This window comes from Marinobacterium litorale DSM 23545 (assembly GCF_000428985.1).
In the GTDB taxonomy this organism is placed as follows: Bacteria; Pseudomonadota; Gammaproteobacteria; order Pseudomonadales; family Balneatricaceae; genus Marinobacterium_D; species Marinobacterium_D litorale.
This window is the reverse complement of the sequence record NZ_AUAZ01000019.1, coordinates 1-25217: the sequence shown is the minus strand read 5'-3', so window position 1 is coordinate 25217 and position 25217 is coordinate 1. Positions and strand designations below refer to the sequence as shown.

Sequence of the window (25217 nt, the reverse complement as noted above, 5' to 3'; positions counted from 1 at the left end):
ATGTTTTAAATGTCTTCTTATTAAAAATATTAATGATTTTTTAACTGTGCGTATGAGATACGATATTTAGAGGAGCCTCCTATTACGTGTTTTTCATACAGCGAGTTTATTATTCGTTAAAAAGGGGCGTTGGCCCCTTTTTAACATTAGCGCTGAACATGTCTAGGCAAGGCCGCCCCAGAGGCTGCCTTTTTTATGACTGCTTTTTTCACCGCTGTGCGACCGTTAGCTCGCCTGAGGCACCTGTGCCCAGGCGGGCGGTGGTAGCGGCCCTTCACGGAACTAGAGCGCTTCGATCTTGGCGTACTGCTCCTGCAGCTTGGCCTGTGATTCCTGCGCAGCCGCGATTTTTTCGCGCTCTTTGGTAACAACCGCTTCCGGGGCGTTGGCAACGAATTTCTCGTTGGACAGCTTGCCCTCCACGCGCTTGATCTCGCCGGTCAGGCGATCAATCTCTTTCTGCAGTCGGCTGAGTTCCGCGTCCTTATCGATCAATCCGGCCATCGGCACCAGAACTTCCATTTTGCCCACCAGCTGGGTGGCAGACATGGGTGCCTCTTCCGGGTTGTCGAGCCAGGTCAGGGAGCTGAGCTTGGCCAGTTTTTTCAGGAAGGTCGCATTGGCTTCCATGCGGCGCTTGTCGTCGGCATCGCCATGGGCGAACAGCAGATCCAGGTCCTGGGACGGTGCAATCTTCATCTCGCCGCGAATATTACGCACGCCGGTGATTACGCCTTTGAGCCATTCGATATCGGTCTCCGCCTGAGCGTCGATCTTGCTCGCTTCAGCCACCGGGAAGGAGGTGAGCATGATGGTTTCACCCTCGGTACCGGCCAGGCCTTTGATCGCCTGCCAGATCTCCTCGGTGATAAACGGCATCATCGGATGCGCCATGCGCAGAATGGCTTCCAGCACGCGAACCAGAGTGCGACGGGTGCCACGCTTGGCTTCAGCACTGGCGTTGTCATCCCACAATACTGGCTTCGAAAGCTCCAGATACCAGTCGCAGTATTGGTTCCAGACGAAGTCGTAGATCGTCTGCGCTGCCAGGTCGAAACGGTACTCGTCCATGTGTTTGGTGACGGTAGTCTCGGCGCGCTGCAATTCGCTGATAATCCAGCGATCCGCCAGCGAAAGGTCCACATCGCCACCGCTCTGGCCACAATCCTCGCCTTCGGTGTTCATCAGCACGTAGCGGGCCGCGTTCCAGAGCTTGTTACAGAAGTTGCGGTAACCTTCCAGACGCTTCATATCCCAGTTGATATCGCGACCGGTGGAGGCAAGCGCGGCCAGCGTAAAGCGCAGGGCATCGGTGCCGTGGGCCGAGATCCCCTCGGGGAACTGTTTCTCGGTGCGCTTGCCGATCTTTTCGGCCAGCTGTGGCTGCATCATGTTGCCGGTACGTTTCTCCAGCAGATCCGGCAGACTGATACCGTCGATCATATCCAGCGGGTCCAGCACGTTGCCCTTGGACTTGGACATCTTGTCGCCGTTCTCATCACGGATCAGACCGGTAACGTAAACGTTCTTGAATGGAACCTGCGGCTTGCCGTCCTCATCCTTCATGAAGTGCAGCGTGAACATGATCATGCGTGCAACCCAGAAGAAGATGATGTCGAAACCGGTCACCAGCGTATCGGACGGATGGAAGGTTTTCAGCCGCTCGGTGTCTTCCGGCCAGCCCAGGGTGCCAAATGTCCAGAGCGCGGAGCTGAACCAGGTATCCAGTACGTCATCGTCCTGGCGCAGTTCAAGCTCCAGATCCAGGCCGTATTTTTCGCGGGCAGCTTCCGCCGAGTTGGCGACGTAAACGTTGCCGTCGTTGTCGTAGAAGGCCGGTATGCGGTGACCCCACCAGAGCTGACGCGAGATGCACCAGTCCTGGATGTCGCGCATCCAGGCGAAGTACATGTTCTCGTACTGCTTGGGCACGAATTTGATGTCGCCATCCTCGACCGCCTTGATCGCCGGTTTGGCCAGGGTCTTGGCATCGCAGAACCACTGGTCGGTCAGCATTGGCTCGATGACGACACCGCCACGGTCGCCGTAGGGCACGGTCATATCGTTTTCGTCGATCTTGACCAGGAGCCCTGCATCTTCCATATCCGCGACGATCTGCTTGCGGGCAGCGAAGCGCTCCATGCCCTGGTATTTTTCAGGCAGACTCGGGTCGAGTTCGCTGTTATCGGTGCCGTCGAAATTGAACACCTGGGCTTCCTCACGGATATCGGCGTTCAGCGTCATGACGTTGATCATCGGCAGCTTCTGACGCTGGCCCACCTGATAATCGTTAAAGTCGTGGGCCGGTGTGATCTTCACACAGCCGGTACCCTTCTCCATGCTGGCGTGTTCGTCAGCAACGATAGGGATACGGCGGCCGGTCAGCGGCAGTTCGACAAATTTGCCCACCAGGTTGTCGTAGCGCTCATCGTCCGGGTTAACCGCCACGCCGGTGTCACCGAGCATGGTTTCCGGGCGGGTGGTACCGACAACGATGTAATCCAGGCCGTCTTTGGTTTTCTCGCCATCGGCCAGCGGATAGCGCAGGTACCACATCTTGCCTTTGACTTCGCGGTTTTCCACTTCCAGATCCGAGATTGCGGTATGAAGCTTCGGATCCCAGTTGACCAGGCGCTTGCCGCGGTAGATCAGACCTTCATCATAGAGACGGATAAAGACTTCCTGCACCGCGTGGTAGAAGCCGGAGTCCATGGTGAAACGCTCAGTGGGCCAGTCCACCGAGTTACCCAGGCGACGCATCTGACCGGTGATGGTGCCGCCGGACTGCTCTTTCCACTCCCAGACCTTCTCGATAAACGCATCGCGACCCAGATCGTAGCGACTCTCGCCGGTTTCCGCTGCAAGCTTGCGCTCGACGACCATTTGCGTAGCGATACCGGCGTGGTCAGTACCGACCTGCCAAAGGGTGTTGCGGCCCTGCATGCGACGGTAGCGAACCAGCGCGTCCATGATAGTGTGCTGGAAGGCGTGGCCCATATGCAGACTACCGGTGACATTGGGCGGCGGGATCATGATGCTGTAGGCATCACCTTCGCCCGAGGGAGCAAAATAGTTGCTCTCTTCCCACTTCTTGTACCAGTTCTGTTCGATCTCGTTGGGCTGGTAAGTCTTGTCCATTGCGGTCTGCTGTCTCTGGAAAAAGTCTCTGGAAATCTGGCGGTGTAAACAGGCCAGGGCCGAGCGGCTCGAAACCGGACATTATACAGGCACAGTGGAGTGGGTTACAGGCCACCGGGTCGAGAACCCCGAGCAAAGGGAGCGCTGCAACCAAGCGGGGATGGTCAGGGTTGGCTTTACCGGAGTTGTCGCTGCCAGAGTTGCTCCAGGGTGGCGGGGTGTGTGACACCGTAGCGAGCCTTGTCCGCGCCCGAGTACCAGGCCCAGAGCTGGTCGCCATAATCGTAGTGCCACCACTCCGATGGCAGGTTGGTAAAGCCCGCCGTGGTCATGGCGTGGTAAAGCACCCGTCGATGATGGCGAGCCATCAGGTCCGACATGGAGTGGTGCTCCTCCGTTTCCAGGGCGGAGGAGTAGGAGAGGGGGCTGGCCTCGTCGAACAGGGTACCCATGTCGATCAGTCGACCATCCCTGTCGGCCAGTGTCACATCAACAGCACCGCCGGTGAGGTGGGGGCTGGGGGCATTCAGATCGGTACTGGGTGGAGAGACCAAAGCCCGGGCCTTCAGAATACGGGCCTGTTCAGTCTGTCCCGGATCGGCATGTTGCATCAGGTTCAGCAGTGTATCGAAGAGATACTGCTGAACGGTAAAGGGGCGCCACCCATCCAGAATCACCAGCTGATAGGTGTCAGGGAGCGATCGCGCGGCCTGTAACAGTCGATCAAAAACACCCGGGCGCAGGTAGCACTCAGGTATTGCGCCGGAAATATGCTGGTGAAAATAAGCGGGCCAGCAACGCCATTCGTCGCATAGGCTGGCCGGTTGCAGACGCTCGCCGCATTCCTCAATCGGGACATGCTGCAGTGCCTCCCAGTCGGGCATTTCGCGTGAGGGGATCGGAGGGCGATCAGAGGTCATTGGCTAGCAGGTCCTGTTGAGCGGTGTTTGCATTACCTTAGCTGGATCCGCAGCCTCTGTGTATGGGCTGCAAAATAAAACAGGCGCCCGAGAGCGCCTGTGATGAGCTTATTCGCTCAGATGCTTGAGAATCGCATCCACACTGTCCTTGGCATCACCAAACAGCATCCGTGTGTTGTCCTTGTAGAACAGCGGGTTATCCACCCCGGCATAACCGGTGCTCATGCCGCGCTTGAGCACGATGGTGGTTTTGCCGTTCCACGGCTCCAGCACCGGCATACCGGCGATGGGGCTGTCCGGTACCTCCTGCGCCGCCGGGTTGACGATATCATTGGCACCGATCACCACCGAGACATCCACCTTCGGAAAGTCTTCGTTGATCTCGTCCATTTCGTAGACGATATCGTAGGGCACCTTGGCTTCCGCCAGCAGCACGTTCATATGCCCGGGCATACGTCCAGCCACCGGGTGGATGCCAAAACGCACGTTGACCCCTTTCTCCTTCAGTTTTTTGCTGATCTCGAATACCGTGTGCTGAGCCTGGGCCACGGCCATGCCGTAACCGGGCAGGATCATCACCTCTTTGGCATTCGCCATCAGATCCGCCGCTTCCTCTGCCTGAATCGGCTTGATGTCGTCCTCGCTACCGGCGGGGCCTGCACTGCCCGCACCGCCTGAGCTCTTGTTACCAAAGCCCCCCAGGATGACGTTGAGGAACTTGCGGTTCATCGCCTTGCACATGATGTAGCTGAGGATCGCGCCGCTGGAACCCACCAGTGCACCGACCACGATCAGCAGGTCGTTGCCGAGCATGAAGCCCATGGCCGCGGCCGCCCAGCCGGAGTAGCTGTTGAGCATGGATACCACCACCGGCATATCGGCACCGCCGATGGCGACCACCATGTGGACACCGAACACCAGGGCGATCAGGGTCATCAGTACCAGCCAGCCGATACCGCCGTCGGGGACCGCGGCTACATATTCAACGCCGAACCAGATCGCCAGCAGGCCCAGGCCTGCATTGAACAGGTGACGTCCCGGCAGTTGCAGCGGCTTACCGCTGATCTTGGCCGCCAGTTTCAGGTAGGCGCAGATGGAGCCGGAGAAAGTCAGCGCCCCGATCAGGATACCGATATAGGTTTCCGCTGCATGGATCGTCTGCTCCACCGATGTTTGCGCGGCGCTACTGTGGTCCAGGGCGTTGGCCCAGCCCACGAAGACCGCTGCCAGGCCCACCAGACTGTGCAGGACCGCCACCAGTTCCGGCATCTGGGTCATCTCGACCTTTTTCGCCAGGTACCAGCCGATGGCACCGCCGGCGACGATGCCGACGATCAGCAGAAAATGGTTCTGTGACACCAGACCGACGATGGTAACCAGCAGGGCCAGGCCCATGCCGAGCATGCCGTAGAGGTTACCGCGACGGGCACTCTCCTGATGCTTGAGCCCACCCAGGGCCATGATAAACAGCGCACTGGCGCCGATATAGGATGCTGTGATTATGCCTGTACTCATCGATTCGGCTCCTTACTTCCTGAACATCCGCAGCATGCGCTGGGTGACGGCGAAGCCGCCGACGATATTGATGCTGGTGATAAACACGGCCAGCGTAGCCAGGGTGACTACCAGCGCACTGTCACTGGAGATCTGAATCAGGGCCCCGATGACAATGATGCTACTGATCGCGTTGGTCACACTCATCAAAGGCGTGTGCAGGGAGTGGGAGACGCCCCAGATCACCATGTAACCGACAAAACAGGACAGCACGAACACGGTCAGGTGACCGATAAACTCTGGAGGCGCCACCGAGCCCAGCCCGAACAGGGCGAGGCCCGCCAGGGCCAGCGGAGCCAGAAACGCCAGCGGATGCGCCGGTTTGGGCTCCGGCTTTTCCAGTTCTTTCTTGGCTTTAAGGCCCACATCGTCCTTCGGTGCCAGGGAGATACGAGGCGCGGGCGGTGGCCAGGTGACCTCTCCCTCCTTGACCACGGTGGCACCACGAATCACCTCGTCCTCCATGTTGACGACGATCTCGCCGTTCTTCTCCGGGCAGAGGTCGGTCAGCAGGTGACGCAGGTTGGTGGCATAAAGCTGGCTCGACTGAGCGGCCAGACGGCTGGGCAGGTTGGTGTAGCCGATCAGCGTAACACCGTGCTTGACCACCACCTTGTTGGCTTCGGTCAGCTTGCAGTTACCGCCCGCTTCAGCGGCCAGATCCACGATGACGCTACCCGGTTTCATGTTGGCGACCATGCGCTCGGTGATCAGCTCGGGGGCGGGCTTGCCGGGGATCAGGGCGGTGGTGATGATGATATCCACTTCCGCCGCCTGGGCGGCAAACAGGTCCATCTCCGCCTTGATAAACTCGGGGCTCATGGTCTTGGCGTAACCGCCCTGGCCGGAACCGCCGTCCTCATCCTTGAAATCGAGCATCAGAAACTCGGCGTCCATGCTTTCCACCTGCTCCTTCACCTCGGGGCGGGTGTCGAAGGCACGCACGATGGCGCCCATGCTCTTGGCCGCACCAATAGCAGCCAGGCCTGCAACGCCAGCACCGATCACCAGCACCTTGGCCGGGGGGATCTTACCGGCGGCGGTGATCTGGCCGGTGAAGAAACGGCCGAAATGCTGCGCCGCTTCCACCACCGCCCGGTAACCGGCGATGTTGGCCATGGAGCTCAGGGCATCCATCTTCTGGGCGCGGGAGATACGGGGCACCGAGTCCATGGCCAATGCGGTGACACCGTGCTCGGACAGGGCGTTGAGTGTTTCCGGGTTCATGGCCGGGTAGAGGAAACTGATCAGGGTCTGGCCCGGTTTCATCAGCTCGACACCATAGAAACCCAGCTCCGGGTGCTCCTTGGGCGGGCGCACCTTCATGATGATGTCGGACTCCTGCCACACGGCCCGGGGATCTTCGATAACTTCAACACCGACCTTGCGGTACTGCTCGTCATCAAAGCTGGCTTCCAAGCCGGCACCGGACTCTATCGCCAGCGTAAAGCCAAGTTTCTGCAGCTGGTGAGCCACATCGGGAGTGAGCGCTACGCGCTTTTCTCCCTCTTCGATCTCTTTAGGGACACCTATTCGCATCTGGTTATTCTCTTTTTAAGCCAAACTGAATTCCGGGTGTACACACCGAGGGGCGTGTCGCACATGATCTATCTATTCTGTTGTCGAGCAGTGCGGTGTTCTACGGCCTGAAAGTTGGATTCGGGCGCTACCAAAGTTTCTACCACTCGTATTAACAGACGTTATGTCCGGGCGATTCTAGGCACAGTCGGAGTCGAATGAAGTTTCTAAAACGGCCTGCACCCTACAGCGACCGACATCGGTCTGTGATATTCGACTTTAGTCGATATTTTTGTCTTTTGTGTCGTGTGGATATGGCTGAGTGTAGGCGGAGGGGGTACGAAAAAGAGGATGGGCGTTATTCGCTTTGTAAAGCGGTAACCGGGTTGAGTTTGGCGGCCTGACGGGCAGGCACGATGCCCGCGATCACACCGACGCCAATCGAGAGCAGCAGGGCCAGCAGCAGAAAAAGTGGGCTGACCTGGATCGGCAGCGCCGGAATGCTGAACCAGAGCAGGCCAAGCATCAGCGCGGATAGCAGCAGCCCAACCAGGCCCCCGGCCAGCGCCAGGAGTATCGACTCATATAGAAACAGCAGCAGTATCTGGCGGGCGGTGGCACCCATGGCGCGTAAGAGGCCGATCTCATTGCGTCGCTCGCGCACTGTGGTCACCATGATAGTCAGTATGCCGATCGCCCCAACCAGCAGGGAGATACCCCCGAGACCGCCGATAGCCAGGGTCAGAATGCCGAGGATGCGGTCCAGACTGGCCAGCATCTCGTCCTGGGTCAGCAGGGAAAAATCTTCGCCGCCGTGTCTGGCGATAAGCCGGTTTCGGATGCGTTCAGCCATCGCTTCTGCGCTGGTTCCGGCCCGGTAAGTGACATCGATCTCCATCAGGCCCGTGCGGTTGAACAGGGTCAGCGCCCGATCGATGGGGATATAGACGATGTCATCCAGATCGAAACCGAGCATCTGCCCCTTGGCTTCCATGACACCGACAACGCGGTAGCGCTCGCCACCTACGCGGATAAACTGCCCCAGTGGATTGGTCGGGCCAAACAGCTCGTTGCGCACCTTATGTCCGAGCACGGCGAAAGGCTGAGAGTAGCCCCCATGTTCGGGCAAAAAACGACCCAGTGCGATATCGAACAGCCAGGCCCGAGCCGCTCCCGGTCCGACGCCGAGAATATCGGTGTGACGCACGCGAACGCCATATTCGATGGCTCCCGCGCCCTGCACCAGGGGAACCACTTCGATGGCGTAGGGCAGGCTGGTGAGGCTTTGGGCGTCGGCCAGGGTCAACGGATGGGTGTTGGAAAGCAGGCCGCCCATGCCGCCGGTCTGGGCCTTGCCCGGTGTGACCGCGATGATGCGGCTGCCGAACTGGGAGAAGTTTTCCAATACGTAGAACCGCAGGCCCTGCCCCAGAGTCGTCAGCAGCACCACTGCGGCGATACCGATGGCGATACCGATAATGGTCAGCGCGGCGCGCATTCGGCTGGTGGTTAACGTTTTCAGCGTCAGGGTCAGGTAGTCGCGGCTAAGCATGGCCCGCTCCTCCATGCAGCGCCTCTACCGGAGCCATCCGTGCGGCCCGACCGGCCGGGAGCCAGGCAAAAAGCGTGGCGACGGACAGCGCCAGTATCAGGCTGCCGGCCAACGCCCACAGTGGGACGGTGACCGGGAACTGCGGCCAGAGCGTATGTCCGGTCCAGAGCAGGGCGTAGCCCACCAGCACACCCATGAGCGCGCCCATCAGGGAAAGCATCAGCGCTTCGCTTAGAAACAGCGTGCGTATCTCCCCGGCACTGGCGCCCAGTGCCTTGAGCAGGCCGATCTCGGCGGTACGCTGGCTGACGCTGATCAGGGTGATATTCATGATCAAGATGCCGGCGACCACCAGGCTGATAGCGGCGATAGCGCCGACCGCCAGGGTCAGCAATTGCAGGATATCGTCGAAGGCTCCCAACAGGGCGTCCTGAGTCACCAGCGTCACATCACGCTCGCCGCCGTGACGCTCCTGCATCAGGTCGATAATCCGGGACTCCGCCCGGGTTTGGGTATGGCCTGGCGTAACAGTGAGGAATACCCGGAACATCCCCTGCACATTAAAGACCTGCTGAGCTGATGCAACTGGGATGATCACCTGATCACTGATATCCATGCCCAGTGACTGCCCTCGATCCTCCAATATGCCGATGACGCGAAAGCGGCGGTCGCCGATCCGAATCCAGGCACCGAGCGCCTTTTTACCACCGAACAGCGCCTGTTTGATAACAGGGCCCAGCAGGCAGACAGCGGCGGGGACCTGCAGTGGTATGAGCGGTAAAAGCTGTCCCTGTTGAACCGACAGCTCACGCATTTCGAAGAACTGGTGGCTGGTTCCCAGTATCACTGCTTCTCGGTTGCGAACATCAAACTGGACCTGAGCGTTGCCCACAATCAGCGGCGCGACCAGATCCACAGAGTTCAATCGGGACAGCGCCTGCACGTCTTCCAACGTAATATCGCGGGTGCCTTCACCGGTCAGCGGTGGCAGGCCGCCGGTGGTTTCCTTGCGACCGGGAAGCATGATCAATGTGTCCTGACCCAGCAGTGAAAACTCCTCCAGAACGAAGCGCCGGGCGCCCTCCCCCAGGCCTGTCAGCAAGAGTACCGCTGCGACACCGACTGCCGTGGCCAGCAGTATCATCAGGGTCCGGAACCACTGACGAACCAGCAAACGGGCGTTAAAACGAATCAGGTCAGCGCTGCGCATTGTCACTGCCCCGACGTTCCTGCCGCAGACATCCGTCCTGCATCCACAGGCGTCGCCCGGCGCGCTCGCCCATGTTTGGATCATGGGTCACCAGAACCAGAGTGATACCTTCGCCGTTGAGCTCTTCCAGCAGCTCGATTACATCGGCACCTGAGTGGCTATCCAGGTTGCCGGTGGGTTCATCCGCCAGCAGCAGAGCCGGGCGTCGGATCACGGCGCGGGCGATCGCCACCCGTTGTCGCTGGCCGCCGGAAAGCTGGTGAGGGCGGTGATCGGCATGGTGGGACAAACCAAGGCGGTCGATCAATTGCTCGACCTGGGGCCGGCGCTCATGGGGCGGTGTGCTGTTCAGGATCAAAGGAAGCTCTATATTCTCGCGTGCGGTCAGGCGATCGATCAGATGATAGGCCTGAAACACGAAACCGATGCGCTCATTGCGAACCCGGGCACGTTGTTCCTCATCCAGTTCGCTGACCAACTCAGACTCGAGCCAATACTGCCCTGAATCCGGCGTATCGAGCAGGCCCAGCATATTCAGCAGGGTGGATTTGCCCGACCCGGAGGGGCCCATAACCGATAGGTAATCTCCTGACTCTATAGTGAGATCAAAGCGATCCAGTGCGTGAACTGTCTCATTCCCGAGATGGTAACTTTTACACAGCTGTTCCAGGCGAATCATTGCGGTTCAACCCGGGCGCCATCCACCGCCCCTTCGGTATCGAGCCGTGTCAGGATCCTGTCACCGGCAGTGAGACCGTCAGTGATCGCGGTCCAGGTCCAGTTGGCGGCACCGGTTTGTACCGCTACTTTTTCAAGGGTGGAGCTTTCCGGGTTATAACGCAGTACATAACGGCCCTCGAGCAGGGCTTCGGTGGGCACGCGCAGCTGATTTTCGTGTTGTTCGACAACCACTTCCACATCGGCGCTGTAGCCCACCAGGAGGCGGATCTGGTCCGGCACCGGTGTGAAATAGATGTCCACATCCACGGTTCGAGCCTGTTTCTCCAGCTCGGAGACAAAAGGCTCGATGCGTTTGAGCGTGCCCGGGAATACCTGGCCACGAAAGGCATCCAGGATGATGCGGGCGTTCAGTCCCGGGGCCAGTCGCGCCGCTTCGACTTCGTCGATGGGAGCACGCACATAGAGGCAGCTGTCATCAATCAAATCAACGGCCGGTGGAGTTGCGACGCCGGGCGGCGAGGGGGTGGAATACTCCCCGGGCTCGCCGTTGATCTCGGCCACGATACCGCCAAAGGGGGCGCGCAGGTGCATCTTCTCCAGGCGAGCTGACTGCAGGGCCTGCTGAGCCTGAGCCTGCTCGATAGCGACTTCGGCGACCCGGCAGGTCGTTAACGCTGTAGTGGCCTCGGTTTTCAGCCGGTCCAACTGCTCGCTGGAGACTAGCTCACGTTCGGCCAGCGTCAACGAGCGGCGCCATTCGCGTTGACTGAAACTGGCTAGCTCACAGCTTCTTTCTTTGTCCAGGCGGGCGGCCTTCAGGTCGGCCTCAGCGGCCATCAGTAAAGCGGTCTGTTCGTCGTCATGCAGGGTTAACAGCAATTCGCCTGCTTTGACCTGATCGCCTTCACTGACCAGCAACTGATCGACGCGTCCGCCGACAGGCACAGCGAGACGGGATCGGCGACAGGCACGGATGCTACCGGCGCGGCTATTGGCTGCTAACTGTTCAACAGGTCCTGCGGAGATCGTAGCTACAGTAACTGGGATAGGCTGGGGGCGAGAGAAATACCAGAGTGCGGCTGCACCTGGCAGAACAAGGGCGAGCAGTATCAAGGCGCGCTTCATGCGATCCTCCCCGGGCGGGCGCGGGGCCCGCCATCAACGCAGGTCGGTGCGGTGCAGCTCTATGCCACGCTCCCGACAGCGCTGGTAGTTTTGTCGGGTGGCAGCCAGTATCTCTGCCTCCTGCACAACGATTTCCACGATTCGCTCGAACTCGAACGCATCCTCTGGAAGGTCCAGCGCCATATTGACGAACAACTCGCGATGTCCGGGGCGCTGCTCGCCAAAACCGATCTCAACCGGAGCTTCCGGTGTCTTTCCCAGTATAACGTGCGGCACGAAGGCATCCGCTCTGAATGACCAAAGCCGGGCGTCCAGCCGTTCCAAAGCGCTGTCATCCGGCAGATGGATATAGACCCGGTGGTTGTGGGCCAGAGCTTTCTCGCAGATCCGGCCCAGAAAGCGCTCGCGGCTATCCGGGTCGGAATCGGGGAGAATGTAGTAATCGGCGCGGGTCATCGATTACTCCGCGTCATCACCGCCCTCTTTCTGTTCAGCCAGGTCGAGCAGGTACTGAGCCAGAAGCGGGACGCAGCGACCGGTCGCCCCTTTCTGTTTACCGCTTTTCCAGGCAACACCGGCGATATCCAGGTGTGCCCAGCGGTACTGCTCGGTGAAGCGGGAGAGGAAACAGGCTGCTGTGATCGTACCGCCTGGACGTCCACCGATATTTGCCATATCGGCGAAGTTAGAATCCAGCTGCTCCTGGAACTCATCCCACAGAGGCAGCTGCCAGGCACGGTCTGCCGCATATTCGCCGGCGTCGAGCAGAGAATCCGCCAGCGCCTGATCATTGCTGAGCAGGCCGGTGGCCTGATGGCCCAGAGCTATAATGCAGGCTCCGGTGAGCGTCGCAATATCGATCACGCTCTGTGGGTTGTAACGCTCGGCGTAGCTCAGGGCGTCGCAGAGTACCAGGCGGCCTTCCGCGTCGGTATTGAGAATTTCCACCGTTTTGCCGGACAGGGTCGTGACAATATCACCCGGTTTTACGGCGTTGCCGGCCGGCATGTTCTCAGCGGCGGCGATAATACCCACCACGTTCAATGGCAGGTGCATTTCGGCCAGAGTTTCCATGGTGCCCAGAACGCTGGCCGCACCGCCCATGTCGAATTTCATCTCATCCATGTCGGCGCCGGGCTTGAGGCTGATGCCACCGGTATCGAAGGTGATACCCTTGCCGACCAGAGCATGGGGCTGCTCCTCCTTGTCGGCTCCGGTGTAACGCATCACGATCAGCCGAGACGGCTGGCTGCTGCCGCGACCAACCGCGAGCAGGGCACCCATGCCCAGCTCCTCCATCTGCGCTTCATCGAGAATCTCAACTTTGATAGTTTCATAATTCTCAGCCAGCGCGATGGCGCGTTCGGCCAGGTAGCTTGGCGTGCAGATATTACCCGGCAGATTGGCGACATCGCGTGCGGCGCTGACGCCGTTGGCGATCGCAACACCATCCAGCAGAGCGCCTTCACCGAGCTCGGTATCGTCTTCCGACAGCAGAAGCGCAACTTTCTCCAGCTTAATGGGATCCGCTTTCTTGCTCTTGGTCGCGTCGTATTGATAGAGCTCGGCGGAGCACCATTCGACGAACTGACGGGTCTGACGGTAGGTGTCATCCTGGTCGCTGGCCAAGCCATCCAGAGCGATAACCGCGCTGGCAATACCGGACCGCTTCAAGGTGCCGGTAATGGCGGTAACGAGCTTGCGGTAGTGGCGGTCTTTACGCTCCTCCGCTTTGCCCAGGCCAATGACCAGAACGCGGCGTGCGTTTAATCCGGGTACCTTGAACAACATCTGTTGTTCGCCAGCTTTGCCGGTGAGGTCGCCGCTGGTGGTCAGTTCGTTCAGGTAGCCCCCGGCCGCTTTGTCGATCTCGGCCGCAGTCGGGCTGAGCTTACCTTCGGCCTCGATGCCGATGACGATACAATCGGTTTCCAGTTCAGTAACCGGGCCATTGACGATCTCGAAATCCATGACGACTCCATACAAGACATTGCAGACTGATTGCGGGATAATGCGATTCGCTGAGTGCGAAATCATCCACGCGATTAAACGCACTATACAGCGGTTCCGGGAATCAGTGCCAGACTCGCTTTAGCGGGGTGGTTGTCCCGGCAGCGGACATATTGCACTTCGCGTGTTCACACCGTTTACGATCTTCACGTGCGCGACAGGGATTGAGCTTTGATCATCTTCCGTTATCTCTCCCGCGAGGTATTGCTTTCCACCACCGCTGTTACTGCGGTTCTATTGCTGATTATCACCAGTGCTCGCTTGATCAAGTATCTGACCGAAGCGGCGACCGGTAAGCTGGATGCCGATTTCGTGCTGCTGGTGCTGGCGTACCGCATTCCCGGTTTTCTGGAGCTGTTGCTACCCCTCGGGCTGTTCCTGGGGATTCTGCTCGGCTTCGGGCGGCTCTATCTGGAAAGCGAAATGGTGGTGCTGCGGGCCTGTGGGGTGAGTCAGCGTCGCTTGGTGGTGTATGCCATGGGGCCGGCGCTGTTGATCTCCGTCTTGGTCGGACTTATCGCGTTATGGATAGCGCCCTGGGGAGTGGGGGAGGCCAAGCAGATCTTTGCCCAGCAGGACTCACGCAGTGAACTGGAACTGCTGACGCCCGGTCGTTTCCAGTCCCAGAGTAATGGCCGTCAGGTGACCTATGCCAAAGAGCTGAATGCGCAAACCGGTGCCCTGGAAGACGTGTTTATTGTCCAGCGTGATAACCGGGGACGGCCTCTGCTGCTGTATGCCGAGCGAGCGGCCCAGCGTAACCTGGAAGGCCAGGGGCGTTTTCTGGTTCTGGAAGAGGGGTACCGTTTTGAAGGTGCACCCGGCGAGGCGAACTATATTGCCACTGAGTACGGACAGTACGGTGTACGTTTACCCGATGCGGGCAGTGCCGCGCAGATCAATGAGATTGAAGCGCAGCCGACGCTGGCACTGCTGCGCAGTGAGGGTTCACGGGAGCAGGCACAGTTGCACTGGCGGCTTTCACTGCCGGTACTGGCGTTTATCGTGACGTTGATTGCCGTGCCGCTGGCCAAGACCAACCCGCGACAGGGGCGCTACGCCAAGCTGATACCGGCCATTATTATCTACCTCCTCTACGTGACGCTGTTAACGGCCACTCGCTCCGCGATTGAGGAGGGCAGTATCGAGCCGGTGATCCTCTGGTTGGTCCATGGGCTGTTCCTGTTCCTGGCCGGCAACCTGATTTTTGCCGAGCGGTTCTGGGAGGCTGTCTTTAATCGGATCCCGTCGTTGCCCAGCTGGAAAGGTTCCCAGAAAGTGAATGGGGAGTCCGGCTCATGATCGCCAATCGTCTGGATCGTTATATTGCCCGTCATGTGCTTTCGGCCATCGCTGTGGTTCTGTTGATTGTGGTGGGGTTGGACCTGCTGTCGACACTGATTGATGAACTGGACCGCCTCAGCGAGCGCTACGGGTTTGGTCAGCTGATGCAGTATCTGGCGCTCACCACCCCGCGGCGTATTTACGAGATGCTTCCCCTCAGTGCGCTGGTCGGCTGTCTGGTGGGGTTGGGTACGCTGGCCAGTCAGTCTGAACTGACGGTTATGCGGGCTGCGGGATTTTCGACGGCACGCATTGTACTGGCGGTGTTCAAACCGGTCTTTCTACTGATGGTTCTGGAGTTGGTACTGGGCCAGTTTATAGCGCCGGTTACCGAGCAGATGGCTGACAGTGGGCGTGGCATCGCCATGGCCCGGGATGGCGTGCTGCACACCGATGAGGGGGCCTGGCACCGGGATGGCAATGAGTTTATTCATATCGCGGCGGTGGAGCCGGGCGGCGTTATCCATGGTGTGACCCGCTATGAGTTTGATGAGCAACGCCGGCTGGTGCGCTCGAGCTATGCCCAGATTGGTGAAGCGGTAGAGGACGGCTGGGCCTTGCAGGATGTGCGCGAAACCCGCTTTGCGGATGGGGAAACGCAACCGGCCACCCAGTCACAAGAGCTTTGGCAGACCGCGCTGACCCCGGAGTTGCTTTCGGTGATCATCGTCGAGCCCGCGGATCTTTCGATCACCGGGCTGTCTCGTTATGCCGCTTACCTGGAGGCTCAGGGGGTCAACTCCGATACCTATCGGCTCGCGTTCTGGGGCAAGCTATTCCAGCCCCTGTCTATCGCTGCGCTGGTGTTGATAGGTGTGTCCTTTATCTTTGGTCCGCTGCGTAACGTGACTGCGGGACAGCGCATGGTGGCCGGGGTGATTGGGGGTGTAGGTTTTAAGTTTGCGCAGGATCTGCTGGGACCGGCCAGCAGCGTATTCGGATTTCCGCCATTGCTGGCGATTCTGGTTCCCATTCTGATCTGCTTTCTGGTCGGTGCCTGGTTGCTGAGACGAGCCGGTTGAGCTGCGTTTGTCAGGCGTTTGTCAGTCGTTCCTGTAACTGACGAGCGGTGTCCAGCGCGGTTTCGAAGTCAAACGCATCGGTCTGCGCAACCAGCTCCTGTGCCAGCTCCTGTATATCTTCATCATGGATAACTTCCAGCAACGCCTGCGCGGTGCCGAGCGACTCGAAGTCACCCTCTTCCAGTAGCGGAATCAGTGCCTTCAGTAACGTCCTGGCACGCTCTGCTGCTTCGCCGTTGTTTACATGCTCTCCGGTAGCAGCTGGGCTGTTGGTGGGGCCAGGGTTTTGGACCGGCGTCGTCGGCAGCGATGAGGATGCCAACGCAGTCAGGGCGCTGTTTAACGCAAGTTCAATCAAAACGCTCAGAGCGCGGGCCGCTTGATGGTCGCCTGTCTGCAGGGCGGATTCGCAGGCACGGCTGGCGGTCGCCAACTCCTCAAGGCCAAGCGTTTGTGCGATACCCTTTAAGGTATGACTCAGGCGCAGGGCGTCTGCATAGCCTCCCTGCTCAATGCTCTGCTGAATGAGCCGGCTATCGTGCTCATGCCCTTGTGCGAATCTATGCGCGAGACGGTCGAGCAGTTCGGTATCGCCGTTAAGGTGGCGCAGGGCTTGCTCACGGTTGAAAACACTCAGCGTTGAGGGTGGGTGGGGTACTGGTGGCTCCGGTGCTGAGGCAGGGCGGGTATGGGGGATGTCTGACCAGCGGGTGATGCAGTTGTGCAGGCGTTCGGGATCGATCGGTTTGGTCAGGTAGTCATTCATACCCGATTTCAGTGCTCGATCACGATCACTGGCCATGGCGTGGGCGGTAAGCGCGATAATGGGGACGCTCGCGAACAACGGTTGAGCACGCAGCTTTTCAGTGGTTTCGTAACCATCCAGCCCGGGCATCTGGATATCCATCAGCACCAGGTCAAAACGGGTCCCGGGCGGGAGAGACAGCGCCTGCTCACCGGATGCGGCGTGTGTGACTCTAAACCCCTCCGCCTCAAGCATCCGGGTGGCCACCTCGGTATTGATCTCATTGTCTTCCACCAGCAGGACATTGCCGCGCTGAAGGGGTAAGGGCGTCCGCTCCTTCAGCAGTGGTGTTTCTTTACTGAGCGCGGCCGTCAGTGCTCTCAGGGTGAAGAGATGGCAGTACTCGACTTCATGTTCAGGAAGCTTACGACTCAGCTTTTCCGAGAGGCGCGTGGAGCAGAAAAAAATTAACGGTGTTCCGATTTGGGAAACCACCTGTGCCCATTCGGATACTGAAAGGTGTGTCACTGCGAAGAGATCGATCAGTACGGGATCAGAGCCTTCCAGTTCGCTCAGTGACTGTAGCGTGTCAACCTCGAGGCGCTGGCAATCGGTGTTGAACGAATGGCATAACCGGGTCAGACGATGCTGCGGGTCGATGACCCGTACAGCGGGCAGTTCATAAACGGCCGGAGTGGACTCCGATCGCGGCAACGGAACCTTGAAACTGAAGCAGCTTCCCTGGCCGGGCACGCTTTCCACGGACAGCGTCCCGCCCATCATTTGGGCTATCTGGAAACAGATCGAGAGGCCCAGACCGGTTCCCCCGAAACGTCGGGTGGTTGAGCTGTCCGCCTGGGAAAAGGGGATGCCGAGCAGCCCTATTTTATCCGGTGCTATCCCGATTCCCGTGTCTCTAACATCGATCCGCAGGTCAACCCGCTCGTGATCGACAAGTGCGGTTGAGACCTGAATCGTCACCGACCCTGAGGCGGTAAATTTGATTGCATTGCTGGTCAGGTTAACCAGTACCTGGCGGATTCTCAGCGGGTCTCCGATCAGGCTCCTGCTGAGCAACGCAGTGTTCTCGACAACAAAACTGAGTTTCTTCTCATCCGCTTTCACCTGATTGACGTTGTAAACATCTTCCAGGATCTCATCCAGATCGAACGGGACCGCTTCCAGGTGGAGGTTGCCGGAGTCGATCTTGGAGAAGTCCAGAATATCGTTGATGATGCCCAGCAGGTTGCGGGCAGAGCGCTGAATTTTGGATGTGTAGTCGCGTTGACGAGGATCCAGTTCGGTTTGCATCAACAGGTGACTCAAGCCGACCACTGCGTTCATGGGGGTGCGGATTTCATGGCTCATGTTGGCCAGGAAATTAGACTTGGCCATGGCGCTCTGCTGGGCCTGGCGTACGGCCTGTGCCCGGGCTTCCTCCAGTTGACGGCTGGCTGTTATGTCGCGGAACACGCAGACCGCGCTGCTGTATTCCCCTTCAATGGTCAGTGAGCGTGCTCTGATGTTGACTGGAAACGAGGAACCGTCCGGCCGCTGAAACTCAAACTGATCGGTTTCAACCCGCTCATCAAGCATGACAGCCATCAGAATAGGATCATCAAACTGCTGGTCGAACTCTTTCATTACCGCGCCGTGGAAATCGGTGCCCAACAGCGTCTCGCGTTCGCGTCCGAGTAGCTGTGCGGCGGACTGGTTGACGAACAGGCACTGGCCCACGGCGTTGATGACATAGACCCCCTCGTCCATGCTGTCGGTCAGGCTGTTGAGAAAGTTCTTTTCGTGCTCGAACTCCTGCTCGAGAGCCTTCTGCGCGGTCAGGTCGGTCTGTATGGAGATGAATTCCACCGGACGGTCGTTTTCATCCAGAATCGGAACGATCGTCGCGGCGACCCAGAACGTGCTGCCATCCTTCGCCCGCGAGTGTATCTCCCCGCTCCAGACACGTCCGGCCCGGGTGAGTGCCTCCATCCCCTCAAAATAAGCCGCTGGATGGTAGTCGGACCGGATCAGTTCATAGGTTTTACCGATGATCTCATCCTTGTCGTACCCTGAAATCGAGCAAAAACGCGGGTTAACATAGGTGATTCGGCCGCTAAGATCGCTGATGCTGACGATGGCGTGCTGGTCCAACGCGAACTTTTGCCGCTCCAGCAGGCGTTGAGTCCGGGCGTTGTCGTTGATTAATCCGGCGAGGAGGTCGGGGAGTTCAGCGGTGCTGACTTCAGTTTTGGGAAGCGGGGTATCGGCCTCTTGAAGTAGCTGGTTAATGGTGCGTTCGACCTTGCCAATCAGGGTTTTAAGCTGGTGTTGTTCACGCTCCAGTTGTTGGTTAGCGCGAAACAGCTCCGAGGCTTTGGCCTCCAGCAGCTCCTCAGCCGCCTTGCGAGCGGCACGCTCACGCTCCAACCGGCGTTGCCAGCGCGCCTCGTCCGTCATGAAGTGGTCCGAATATGAAAACTTGCTTTGTTCAGCTCGCCCTCGGTGGAGCGCTCCACGTCAATCTCATAGGGCTGTTTGTAGTACGCAGAGCAACCCTGGATCAGTCCCAGTGCCAGATTAACGAAAGGTCGCCGTGAAGCGTAATGCATGGTCAGGCTGTTCGGGTCATGTCTGACGGTATCAAACTGCGGCAACTCGGCGTTGGGATAGAGCTTGCGGACCTGCGTATGTACGCTGGTCTCAATAACTTCAAGAAAGTCGAGAAAGCCTGTGCGTGCTTCCAGTACAGCGGGATAACGTTCAGCCAGCTGGTGAAACAGGTATTCGCCGAACGCCTGCACCAGGTCATCCACCGGGATACCGGTCAATTCGCTCAGGTGCACCACCATACGAATCATATCGTTGTGATCATAGGACCCAACCGCGGTATAAACGCCGTCATATTTGAGCGCTGGGTTATCGAGTAAATCGTCGGCGGTATCCGGGGAAAACTGCTGCTCCACCATCTCGATGAAGCTGGTATAGACGACACCTAACATGGCTGCCTCCGGTTGTGCTGTTTATTGGGCGGTTTCGCTATCGGAATAACGCGCGGCGATCTCGACGAAGGTTGTCTCGATGGCCAGAAACGCATCAACCACAGCCGGGTCAAAATGCTGTGCCCGTCCTTTGATAAGCAACTCTTTAGCCTGCTCGTGGCTAAACGGGGCTTTGTAAACACGCTTTGAAATCAATGCGTCGTACACATCGGCCAGAGCCATCAGGCGCCCGGCCAACGGGATCGCCTCACCGGCGAGCCCCTGTGGGTAGCCGGAGCCGTCCCATTTCTCGTGATGGCAGTGCGCAATCTGGCGCGCGTAACGCAGGAATGAGGTTTCGCTGTCACCCAGTGCCTTTTCCGCCTCCTCGATGGCGGCACCTCCCAGCTCGGCGTGGGTTTTCATAATCTCGAACTCCTGTTCATCGAGCTTGCCGGGCTTGAGAAGTATGCTGTCCGGAATGCCGACCTTGCCAATGTCGTGCAGGGGGGCAGAGCGGTAGAGTAGTTCGATATTGTCGTCGGTGAGCTCGGGGTATTCGCCCTGTCGGCGCAGTTGTTCTGCCAGCGCCTTGACATAGAACTGGGTGCGACGAATATGGTTACCGGTTTCGTTGTCCCGTGTTTCGGCCAGTGTGGCCATGGCGAGGATGGTGACCTGCTGGGTGTTGGCAACCTCGGCCGTACGCTCTCTGACGAGGCGGTCCAGGGTCTGGTTCTGTTCTGCCAGTTGTTTGCGGTGCCACTGGAGCTCCAGTTGCGCCTTGACCCGGGCCAAGACAATAGCAGGGCGAACCGGCTTGGTGACATAGTCGACAGCGCCTGCGGCAAAACCGGCGGATTCATCCACATCCTGGCTCATGGCAGTGACGAAAATGACCGGGATATCGGCCGTGGCGGGGTTGGACTTGAGCTGCCGGCAGACTTCCAGGCCGTCCATGTCCGGCATCATGATATCGAGCAGGACCAGATCAGGTATTACGTTTCCACCTGCCCGGGCAAGCGCCTGCGCACCATCGCGAGCAACCAGGATTCGGTACTGATGTTTAAGGATATCTGAAAGTACGGCGATGTTGATCGGTTCATCATCGACAATCAGCAAAGTAGCGCGGTTATCGTGTGAGGACATGGCGGTCAGGCAAACTGGCTTTTGGGTCAACATTAGCCGAGACTGAGCGCGCAGGTAAACTCCGTCACCTATTTTTTTACGCCCTTTTTTCGCGGCTGCTTCGGCATACTGACGATCAGTGTCTCTGACCAGCGGTCATGCCAGGTCAGGCGTTCATCGCCAAAGAGCATCCAGATATAGCCGAGGCCTGCTGGGATCCATGACACAATGGCACCGAGAAAACGGATCAGTGCCTGGGTCCAGCTCATGCGTTGGCCATCAAAGGTCTGGGCCCGCAGGCGCCAGGCCTGCATGCCCAGAGTTTGACCATTGCGGGTCCAGAAGTAACCGAAGAACAGAAAGCTGAAACAGAACTGGGCGGATTGCATGGCAGCCCGGCCCATCGGCGAGGTGACGCCGCCCTGATTAATCGCCGTTGATATAATGGCCACGCCAATCCAGATAGATACCAGGATCAGCCCGTCGTAGACCATAGCCAGCAGGCGCTTGCCCAGGGTGGCAGGTTTGAGGTCAGGGGGCGTATCGCGAAAAGGGCGTTGCATGCCTTGGGTAGCCTGTAGGCAGTGAGGCCGGGGCGGTGCCCCGGTACTCGGGTTTTAGTTAAACGGTGTGACGTACTCGGCCTTGTATTCTTCAGCCAGGTTCTGCGCCTCGGTCAGTTGCGCGTCGGTCAGCTTCATTTTCAGGCGCGACTCGATAGCGCGAGCGGTGGAATCGCCCTGTTGAGCCACGTTGCTGAGCCAGGCATAGGCAATAACGTCAGAATCGTGGCTGGAGTCTGCGCCATGATCAGTGGCATAGAGTGTGCCCAGAAAGAACATCGCTTGCTGGTGTCCCTGCATCGCTGCTTTCCGGTACCACTCTTCGGCCTTGTCGTAGTCCTGGGCCACACCATTACCGAAGTTGTAGCTGCGTCCCAGGTTATGCCATGCAGTTACATTGCCCTGCTCGGCGGCTTTTTGATACCAGTCGAACGCCATGTCGGTATCACGATCGACCCCTTGACCGAATTCGTACATCTCACCGACGCGGTTTTGTGCGCTGGCATTACCCGCCTGGGCGTCCGGCAGAATCTGGTCGAATTCCGCCTTGTAGGCCTTGTTCTTCAGGCTGCGCAGGTTATTGACGCTCTCCAGATTACCCTGGCGCGCGCCCTGCTCGTAATAGCGCTGTGCCTGCTGGGGATCAGCCTCGACGCCCCAGCCGTTTTCATAAAGCTTGCCAAGCATATTGAGTGCGGTGGGATCACCCTCTTTGGCCAGCGGCGTCAGCTCGTTCAGAGCTTCGGCGTAGTCCTTGGCGTCCATCGCACGTTGCGCTGCGCTGATTGAAGCGGCGGAGGCGATTTCGACCTGAAAGCTCAACAGCAACCCGGCTGTGGTTAAAAGTGCTAGTTTTTTCATCAAACAGGTGCCTTGCGTAATGACTGACTGTCAGGATCCGGTGCTGGATCCTCCGGTAGAGTTTCGGCTACACACGGGCTGCCGCACGACACACGCCGAGACGTGGATTATCGGACGGCAGAAGTTCAGGTTTTTCTAATATTGGCGGTGAATTGTACCGGAAAAACTGCTGTCGCGCAGCCCGCTTTACGCGCCCGCAGTAACGGTGTGCCGCCATCAGTCCTTACGTGACGGGCTCAGCAGCTCGATCATGTAGCCGTCGGGATCTTTTACAAACGCCAGAATGCTGCTGCCATGTTTCATCGGGCCCGCTTCGCGGACGACTTCGCCGCCCTTGGCCTTTATTGCATCACAGGCGGCATAGACATCCTCCACCTCAATGGCCACATGACCGTAGCCGTCACCGAGGTCGTAGCTGTCGGTGTCCCAGTTGTGGGTCAGTTCCAGCACCGCCTGCTCGGATTCTTCGCCAAACCCGACGAAAGCGAGGGTGAATTTTCCCTCTGGGTAGTCCTTGCGGCGCAGAAGCTTCATCCCCAGTACATCGGTATAAAAAGAGAGGGATTTTTGCAGATCAGAAACGCGGATCATGGTATGGAGAATACGCATAGTGAATGGCCTCAAAAATACAAATAGTGCTAAGTGTTGATCTCGCTCTTGCCCGGACAAGTCTACAATGGTTAATTCCAGATCGTGAAGTCCAATCAAGAAACACTGAATCCCTTCTAGCACATTTAAATCTTTAGCATCAAAGACTTACCTAAACTTGATCGTTTCATGATGTGTCACCGAATACAATGCACTACAATGCCGACTGTGGGCCATAGGCGGGAAACCTGTGGGCCACATGTGGGGCAGCCCACACAGGCACTCGGAGACTTACATGAAGCACAGATTTACCAAGGGATGGCTGGACGATCTGTCGACGGAATCCCGCATACGTTACACCGATACCAGCACTCCATCGCTGACCGTTCGAGTCATGCCGAGCGGGAGCAAGACATTCTATTATCGAGCCAGACATAAAGCATTCGGCCTGATTGAACGAAAGATCGGGCGCTTCCCGAATTGGACTATAGATCAAGCCAGAAAGAAAGCGACTGAGCTGGCCGCTTCGTTCAATGCCGGTGTTGACCCTGAGCAGGCAGAGCGCGAGAAGCAGCACCAGAACGCCAAGGTTGGCGAAATCGGCGCTCAGTGGATGAATCACATCGAGCACCTGGTGAGTATTGATGAGCTTGGTGGTAGGACGTATGAGTGTTACGAGGGCATTTGGCGGATCCATGTAAGTCCGGCATTTGGCAAGAAAAAACTCGATGCCCTGTCAGCTGACGACATTACAAAGCACCTACGCGAATCAAATTACGGTGCCGTGACTCATAATCAGTTTATAACCGTCGTTTCTCAGATTTATAAATTCGCAAGGGATGAATTAAAACTGCCTGTCGACATACCAACAGTGGGTGTTAAGCGGAGAAAGCCGAAGAGTCGAGAACGCTATTTACGCCCGGATGAAGTAACAGCGCTCTTTGAATCCCTTATGCTGGAGAAACAGTTATATCAAGATGCAGCACTGGTGCTTTTATTTACCGGGCAGCGCAAGGCGAATGTGTATGCAATGGAATGGAGTGAACTGGAGCTGGATAGAGGGATCTGGACGATCCCAGCCAAGAAAATGAAGGGAAAACGGCAGCATGTTGTGCCACTGGCAGAGGATACGCTTGCGATATTAAGACGCAGACGTGAGGAAGTGGAGGGTAAATTTGTCTTTCCGGCCGTCCGCAAAGCGAACAGCCCAATACCATCAAACAAGTATGATTTTTGGATGCGTGTAACTGAGCGGGCAGGCTTGAGGCCCGAGGAAAAGGAGGAGCGTCTGACTATCCACGACCTACGCAGAACGCTCGGTAGTTGGCAGGCTAACGAGGGGGTTGGACTTCAGCAGATATCCAGGGCGCTCGGGCACCAAAATATACAGGTGACCGCCAAAACCTATGCGCATCTCGACACATCATCCACCCTTGCCGGTATCGAAACAGCAATAGCTGCCATTAACCGAGCGGCCGGCAAGGCTACGGGGAAAGAGTCTGATGATAAGATTGGAGCCCTTTTGGAGGCGATGAGCGAAGAGGAAAGGGTGGCGCTACTAGCAAGACTACAAGGAGGGTAGGCGCGGTCACGTATGGGACCGCTGCGCCTTATCAAGAAACGCCTGCAGTACGGATTTGCGATACCGAACATTTCGACCGATCTTGAGGTAGGTCAGATCATCACCATGTCGTCCAGTTCTGCGCCACTCATTTAACGTGCGCGGCGTACAGTCAAGCATGGCGGCTGCTTCTTTGGTATCCAGCAGCGGATCATCTGCCAGCTTCCCGCTTTTGTTTAGTACAGTCATCTCTATCTCCTCATCTTCACTTACCGCCCGGTAAATACCCAGGCAATTCATCGATACGCGCTGCGACAAACCGGTCGCGCTCCGGGTTATAAACCACGAAACCGCCCCATGATTTTGCTCGATCAATAAACTGCTCAGGCGTTACATCAGCCAATCCGCCCATGCAGCTACAGGTGCCGCCGTCTACAGGAGCCAGGTGCGGCGAACCGCAGTTTTTACATGTTGTTGGTCGTAATTCAGTCATGCCGTTTCTCCCGTAAGTGCTGCATTTTTCGCATCGGCCAGTTTACCGTGAGAGCTATAGTCTCCACCCTCTCGCGGTTCGCCAGGTGCGTACAGCAGGTATTCAATTACCCCTTGTGCCATTCTGTATTTAATGACGGTATGGCCATGATCAGACCGCCATACGGTATTTCGGATACGTTCCCATTTCATTGTGCGGCCTCTATCTGGTGCCCCTTAATTGGGGT

General features: G+C 58.0%; 21 protein-coding genes. 3 read left to right on the top strand and 18 right to left on the bottom strand.

Features of this window, described 5'->3' with window-relative positions; translation table 11 throughout:
- Positions 1 to 282: 282 nt before the first annotated feature.
- The 10 genes from G403_RS0114085 to G403_RS0114040 all read right to left on the bottom strand — a co-directional run bounded on the left by G403_RS0114085 (position 283) and on the right by G403_RS0114040 (position 13669).
- Positions 283 to 3138: a valine--tRNA ligase gene (locus G403_RS0114085; protein ID WP_027854551.1), complete on the bottom strand. Its 2856-nt coding sequence runs from the start codon at positions 3136 to 3138 to the stop codon at positions 283 to 285.
- A gap of 176 nt (positions 3139 to 3314) precedes the next feature.
- Positions 3315 to 4058, bottom strand: coding sequence for a M15 family metallopeptidase (locus G403_RS0114080; RefSeq protein ID WP_027854550.1), 744 nt, complete (start codon positions 4056 to 4058; stop codon positions 3315 to 3317).
- 108 nt (positions 4059 to 4166) lie between these two features.
- On the bottom strand, positions 4167 to 5573 hold the full coding sequence (locus tag G403_RS0114075; RefSeq protein WP_027854549.1) for an NAD(P)(+) transhydrogenase (Re/Si-specific) subunit beta: 1407 nt from the start codon (positions 5571 to 5573) through the stop codon (positions 4167 to 4169).
- Positions 5574 to 5585: 12 nt separating this feature from the next.
- Complete coding sequence (locus tag G403_RS0114070) at positions 5586 to 7151, bottom strand: Re/Si-specific NAD(P)(+) transhydrogenase subunit alpha (protein ID WP_027854548.1); 1566 nt, start codon at positions 7149 to 7151, stop codon at positions 5586 to 5588.
- A 337-nt stretch (positions 7152 to 7488) separates the two neighbouring features.
- Positions 7489 to 8682 carry an ABC transporter permease gene (locus tag G403_RS0114065; protein WP_027854547.1) on the bottom strand — a complete coding sequence of 398 codons (1194 nt, stop codon included), beginning with the start codon at positions 8680 to 8682 and terminating at the stop codon, positions 7489 to 7491.
- On the bottom strand, positions 8675 to 9892 hold the full coding sequence (locus G403_RS0114060) for an ABC transporter permease (protein ID WP_027854546.1): 1218 nt from the start codon (positions 9890 to 9892) through the stop codon (positions 8675 to 8677). Before G403_RS0114060 ends, G403_RS0114065 begins: the two co-directional genes overlap by 8 nt.
- Positions 9879 to 10571, bottom strand: coding sequence for an ABC transporter ATP-binding protein (locus G403_RS0114055; RefSeq protein WP_027854545.1), 693 nt, complete (start codon positions 10569 to 10571; stop codon positions 9879 to 9881). The genes G403_RS0114060 and G403_RS0114055 overlap by 14 nt, the downstream gene beginning before the upstream one ends.
- Complete coding sequence (locus G403_RS0114050; RefSeq protein ID WP_027854544.1) at positions 10568 to 11698, bottom strand: efflux RND transporter periplasmic adaptor subunit; 1131 nt, start codon at positions 11696 to 11698, stop codon at positions 10568 to 10570. Before G403_RS0114050 ends, G403_RS0114055 begins: the two co-directional genes overlap by 4 nt.
- 33 nt (positions 11699 to 11731) lie before the next feature.
- A complete protein-coding gene (locus tag G403_RS0114045) occupies positions 11732 to 12154 on the bottom strand; it encodes a DNA polymerase III subunit chi (RefSeq protein ID WP_027854543.1) in 423 nt (140 codons plus the stop codon).
- A gap of 3 nt (positions 12155 to 12157) precedes the next feature.
- Positions 12158 to 13669 (bottom strand): leucyl aminopeptidase, encoded by a 1512-nt coding sequence (locus tag G403_RS0114040; RefSeq protein ID WP_027854542.1) that lies wholly within the window; start codon positions 13667 to 13669, stop codon positions 12158 to 12160.
- Between the two features lie 210 nt (positions 13670 to 13879).
- Between G403_RS0114040 and lptF the strand changes: the two genes are divergently transcribed.
- Together lptF and lptG are read left to right on the top strand one after the other, a co-directional pair.
- Complete coding sequence (lptF, locus tag G403_RS23410; RefSeq protein WP_051299046.1) at positions 13880 to 15010, top strand: LPS export ABC transporter permease LptF; 1131 nt, start codon at positions 13880 to 13882, stop codon at positions 15008 to 15010.
- Positions 15007 to 16074 (top strand): LPS export ABC transporter permease LptG, encoded by a 1068-nt coding sequence (gene lptG, locus G403_RS0114030; RefSeq protein ID WP_027854541.1) that lies wholly within the window; start codon positions 15007 to 15009, stop codon positions 16072 to 16074. The genes lptF and lptG overlap by 4 nt, the downstream gene beginning before the upstream one ends.
- 10 nt (positions 16075 to 16084) lie before the next feature.
- On the opposite strand, the gene G403_RS0114025 is transcribed toward lptG, so the two are convergent.
- The 6 genes from G403_RS0114025 to gloA all read right to left on the bottom strand — a co-directional run bounded on the left by G403_RS0114025 (position 16085) and on the right by gloA (position 22958).
- A complete protein-coding gene (locus tag G403_RS0114025; protein WP_027854540.1) occupies positions 16085 to 19276 on the bottom strand; it encodes a hybrid sensor histidine kinase/response regulator in 3192 nt (1063 codons plus the stop codon).
- Positions 19273 to 19818 carry a heme NO-binding domain-containing protein gene (locus G403_RS0114020; protein WP_027854539.1) on the bottom strand — a complete coding sequence of 182 codons (546 nt, stop codon included), beginning with the start codon at positions 19816 to 19818 and terminating at the stop codon, positions 19273 to 19275. The genes G403_RS0114025 and G403_RS0114020 overlap by 4 nt, the downstream gene beginning before the upstream one ends.
- A 21-nt stretch (positions 19819 to 19839) precedes the next feature.
- Positions 19840 to 20946, bottom strand: a complete 1107-nt coding sequence (locus tag G403_RS23405) for a response regulator (protein ID WP_036233919.1) — start codon at positions 20944 to 20946, stop codon at positions 19840 to 19842.
- Positions 20947 to 21014: 68 nt separating this feature from the next.
- On the bottom strand, positions 21015 to 21488 hold the full coding sequence (locus tag G403_RS0114010) for an RDD family protein (RefSeq protein ID WP_027854538.1): 474 nt from the start codon (positions 21486 to 21488) through the stop codon (positions 21015 to 21017).
- Between the two features lie 54 nt (positions 21489 to 21542).
- The gene (locus tag G403_RS0114005) at positions 21543 to 22349 is read right to left on the bottom strand and encodes a tetratricopeptide repeat protein (RefSeq protein ID WP_027854537.1); all 807 of its coding nucleotides are present in this window, start codon (positions 22347 to 22349) and stop codon (positions 21543 to 21545) included.
- 216 nt (positions 22350 to 22565) lie between these two features.
- A complete protein-coding gene (gene gloA / locus G403_RS0114000; protein ID WP_027854536.1) occupies positions 22566 to 22958 on the bottom strand; it encodes a lactoylglutathione lyase in 393 nt (130 codons plus the stop codon).
- Positions 22959 to 23232: 274 nt separating this feature from the next.
- On the opposite strand from gloA, the gene G403_RS0113995 reads away from it, so the two are divergent.
- On the top strand, positions 23233 to 24519 hold the full coding sequence (locus G403_RS0113995) for a tyrosine-type recombinase/integrase (protein WP_027854535.1): 1287 nt from the start codon (positions 23233 to 23235) through the stop codon (positions 24517 to 24519).
- A 6-nt stretch (positions 24520 to 24525) separates the two neighbouring features.
- On the opposite strand, the gene G403_RS0113990 is transcribed toward G403_RS0113995, so the two are convergent.
- Positions 24526 to 24747 (bottom strand): helix-turn-helix domain-containing protein, encoded by a 222-nt coding sequence (locus G403_RS0113990; RefSeq protein WP_051299075.1) that lies wholly within the window; start codon positions 24745 to 24747, stop codon positions 24526 to 24528.
- A 16-nt stretch (positions 24748 to 24763) separates the two neighbouring features.
- The gene (locus G403_RS25325; protein ID WP_156899708.1) at positions 24764 to 24991 is read right to left on the bottom strand and encodes a hypothetical protein; all 228 of its coding nucleotides are present in this window, start codon (positions 24989 to 24991) and stop codon (positions 24764 to 24766) included.
- Positions 24992 to 25217: the final 226 nt, after the last annotated feature.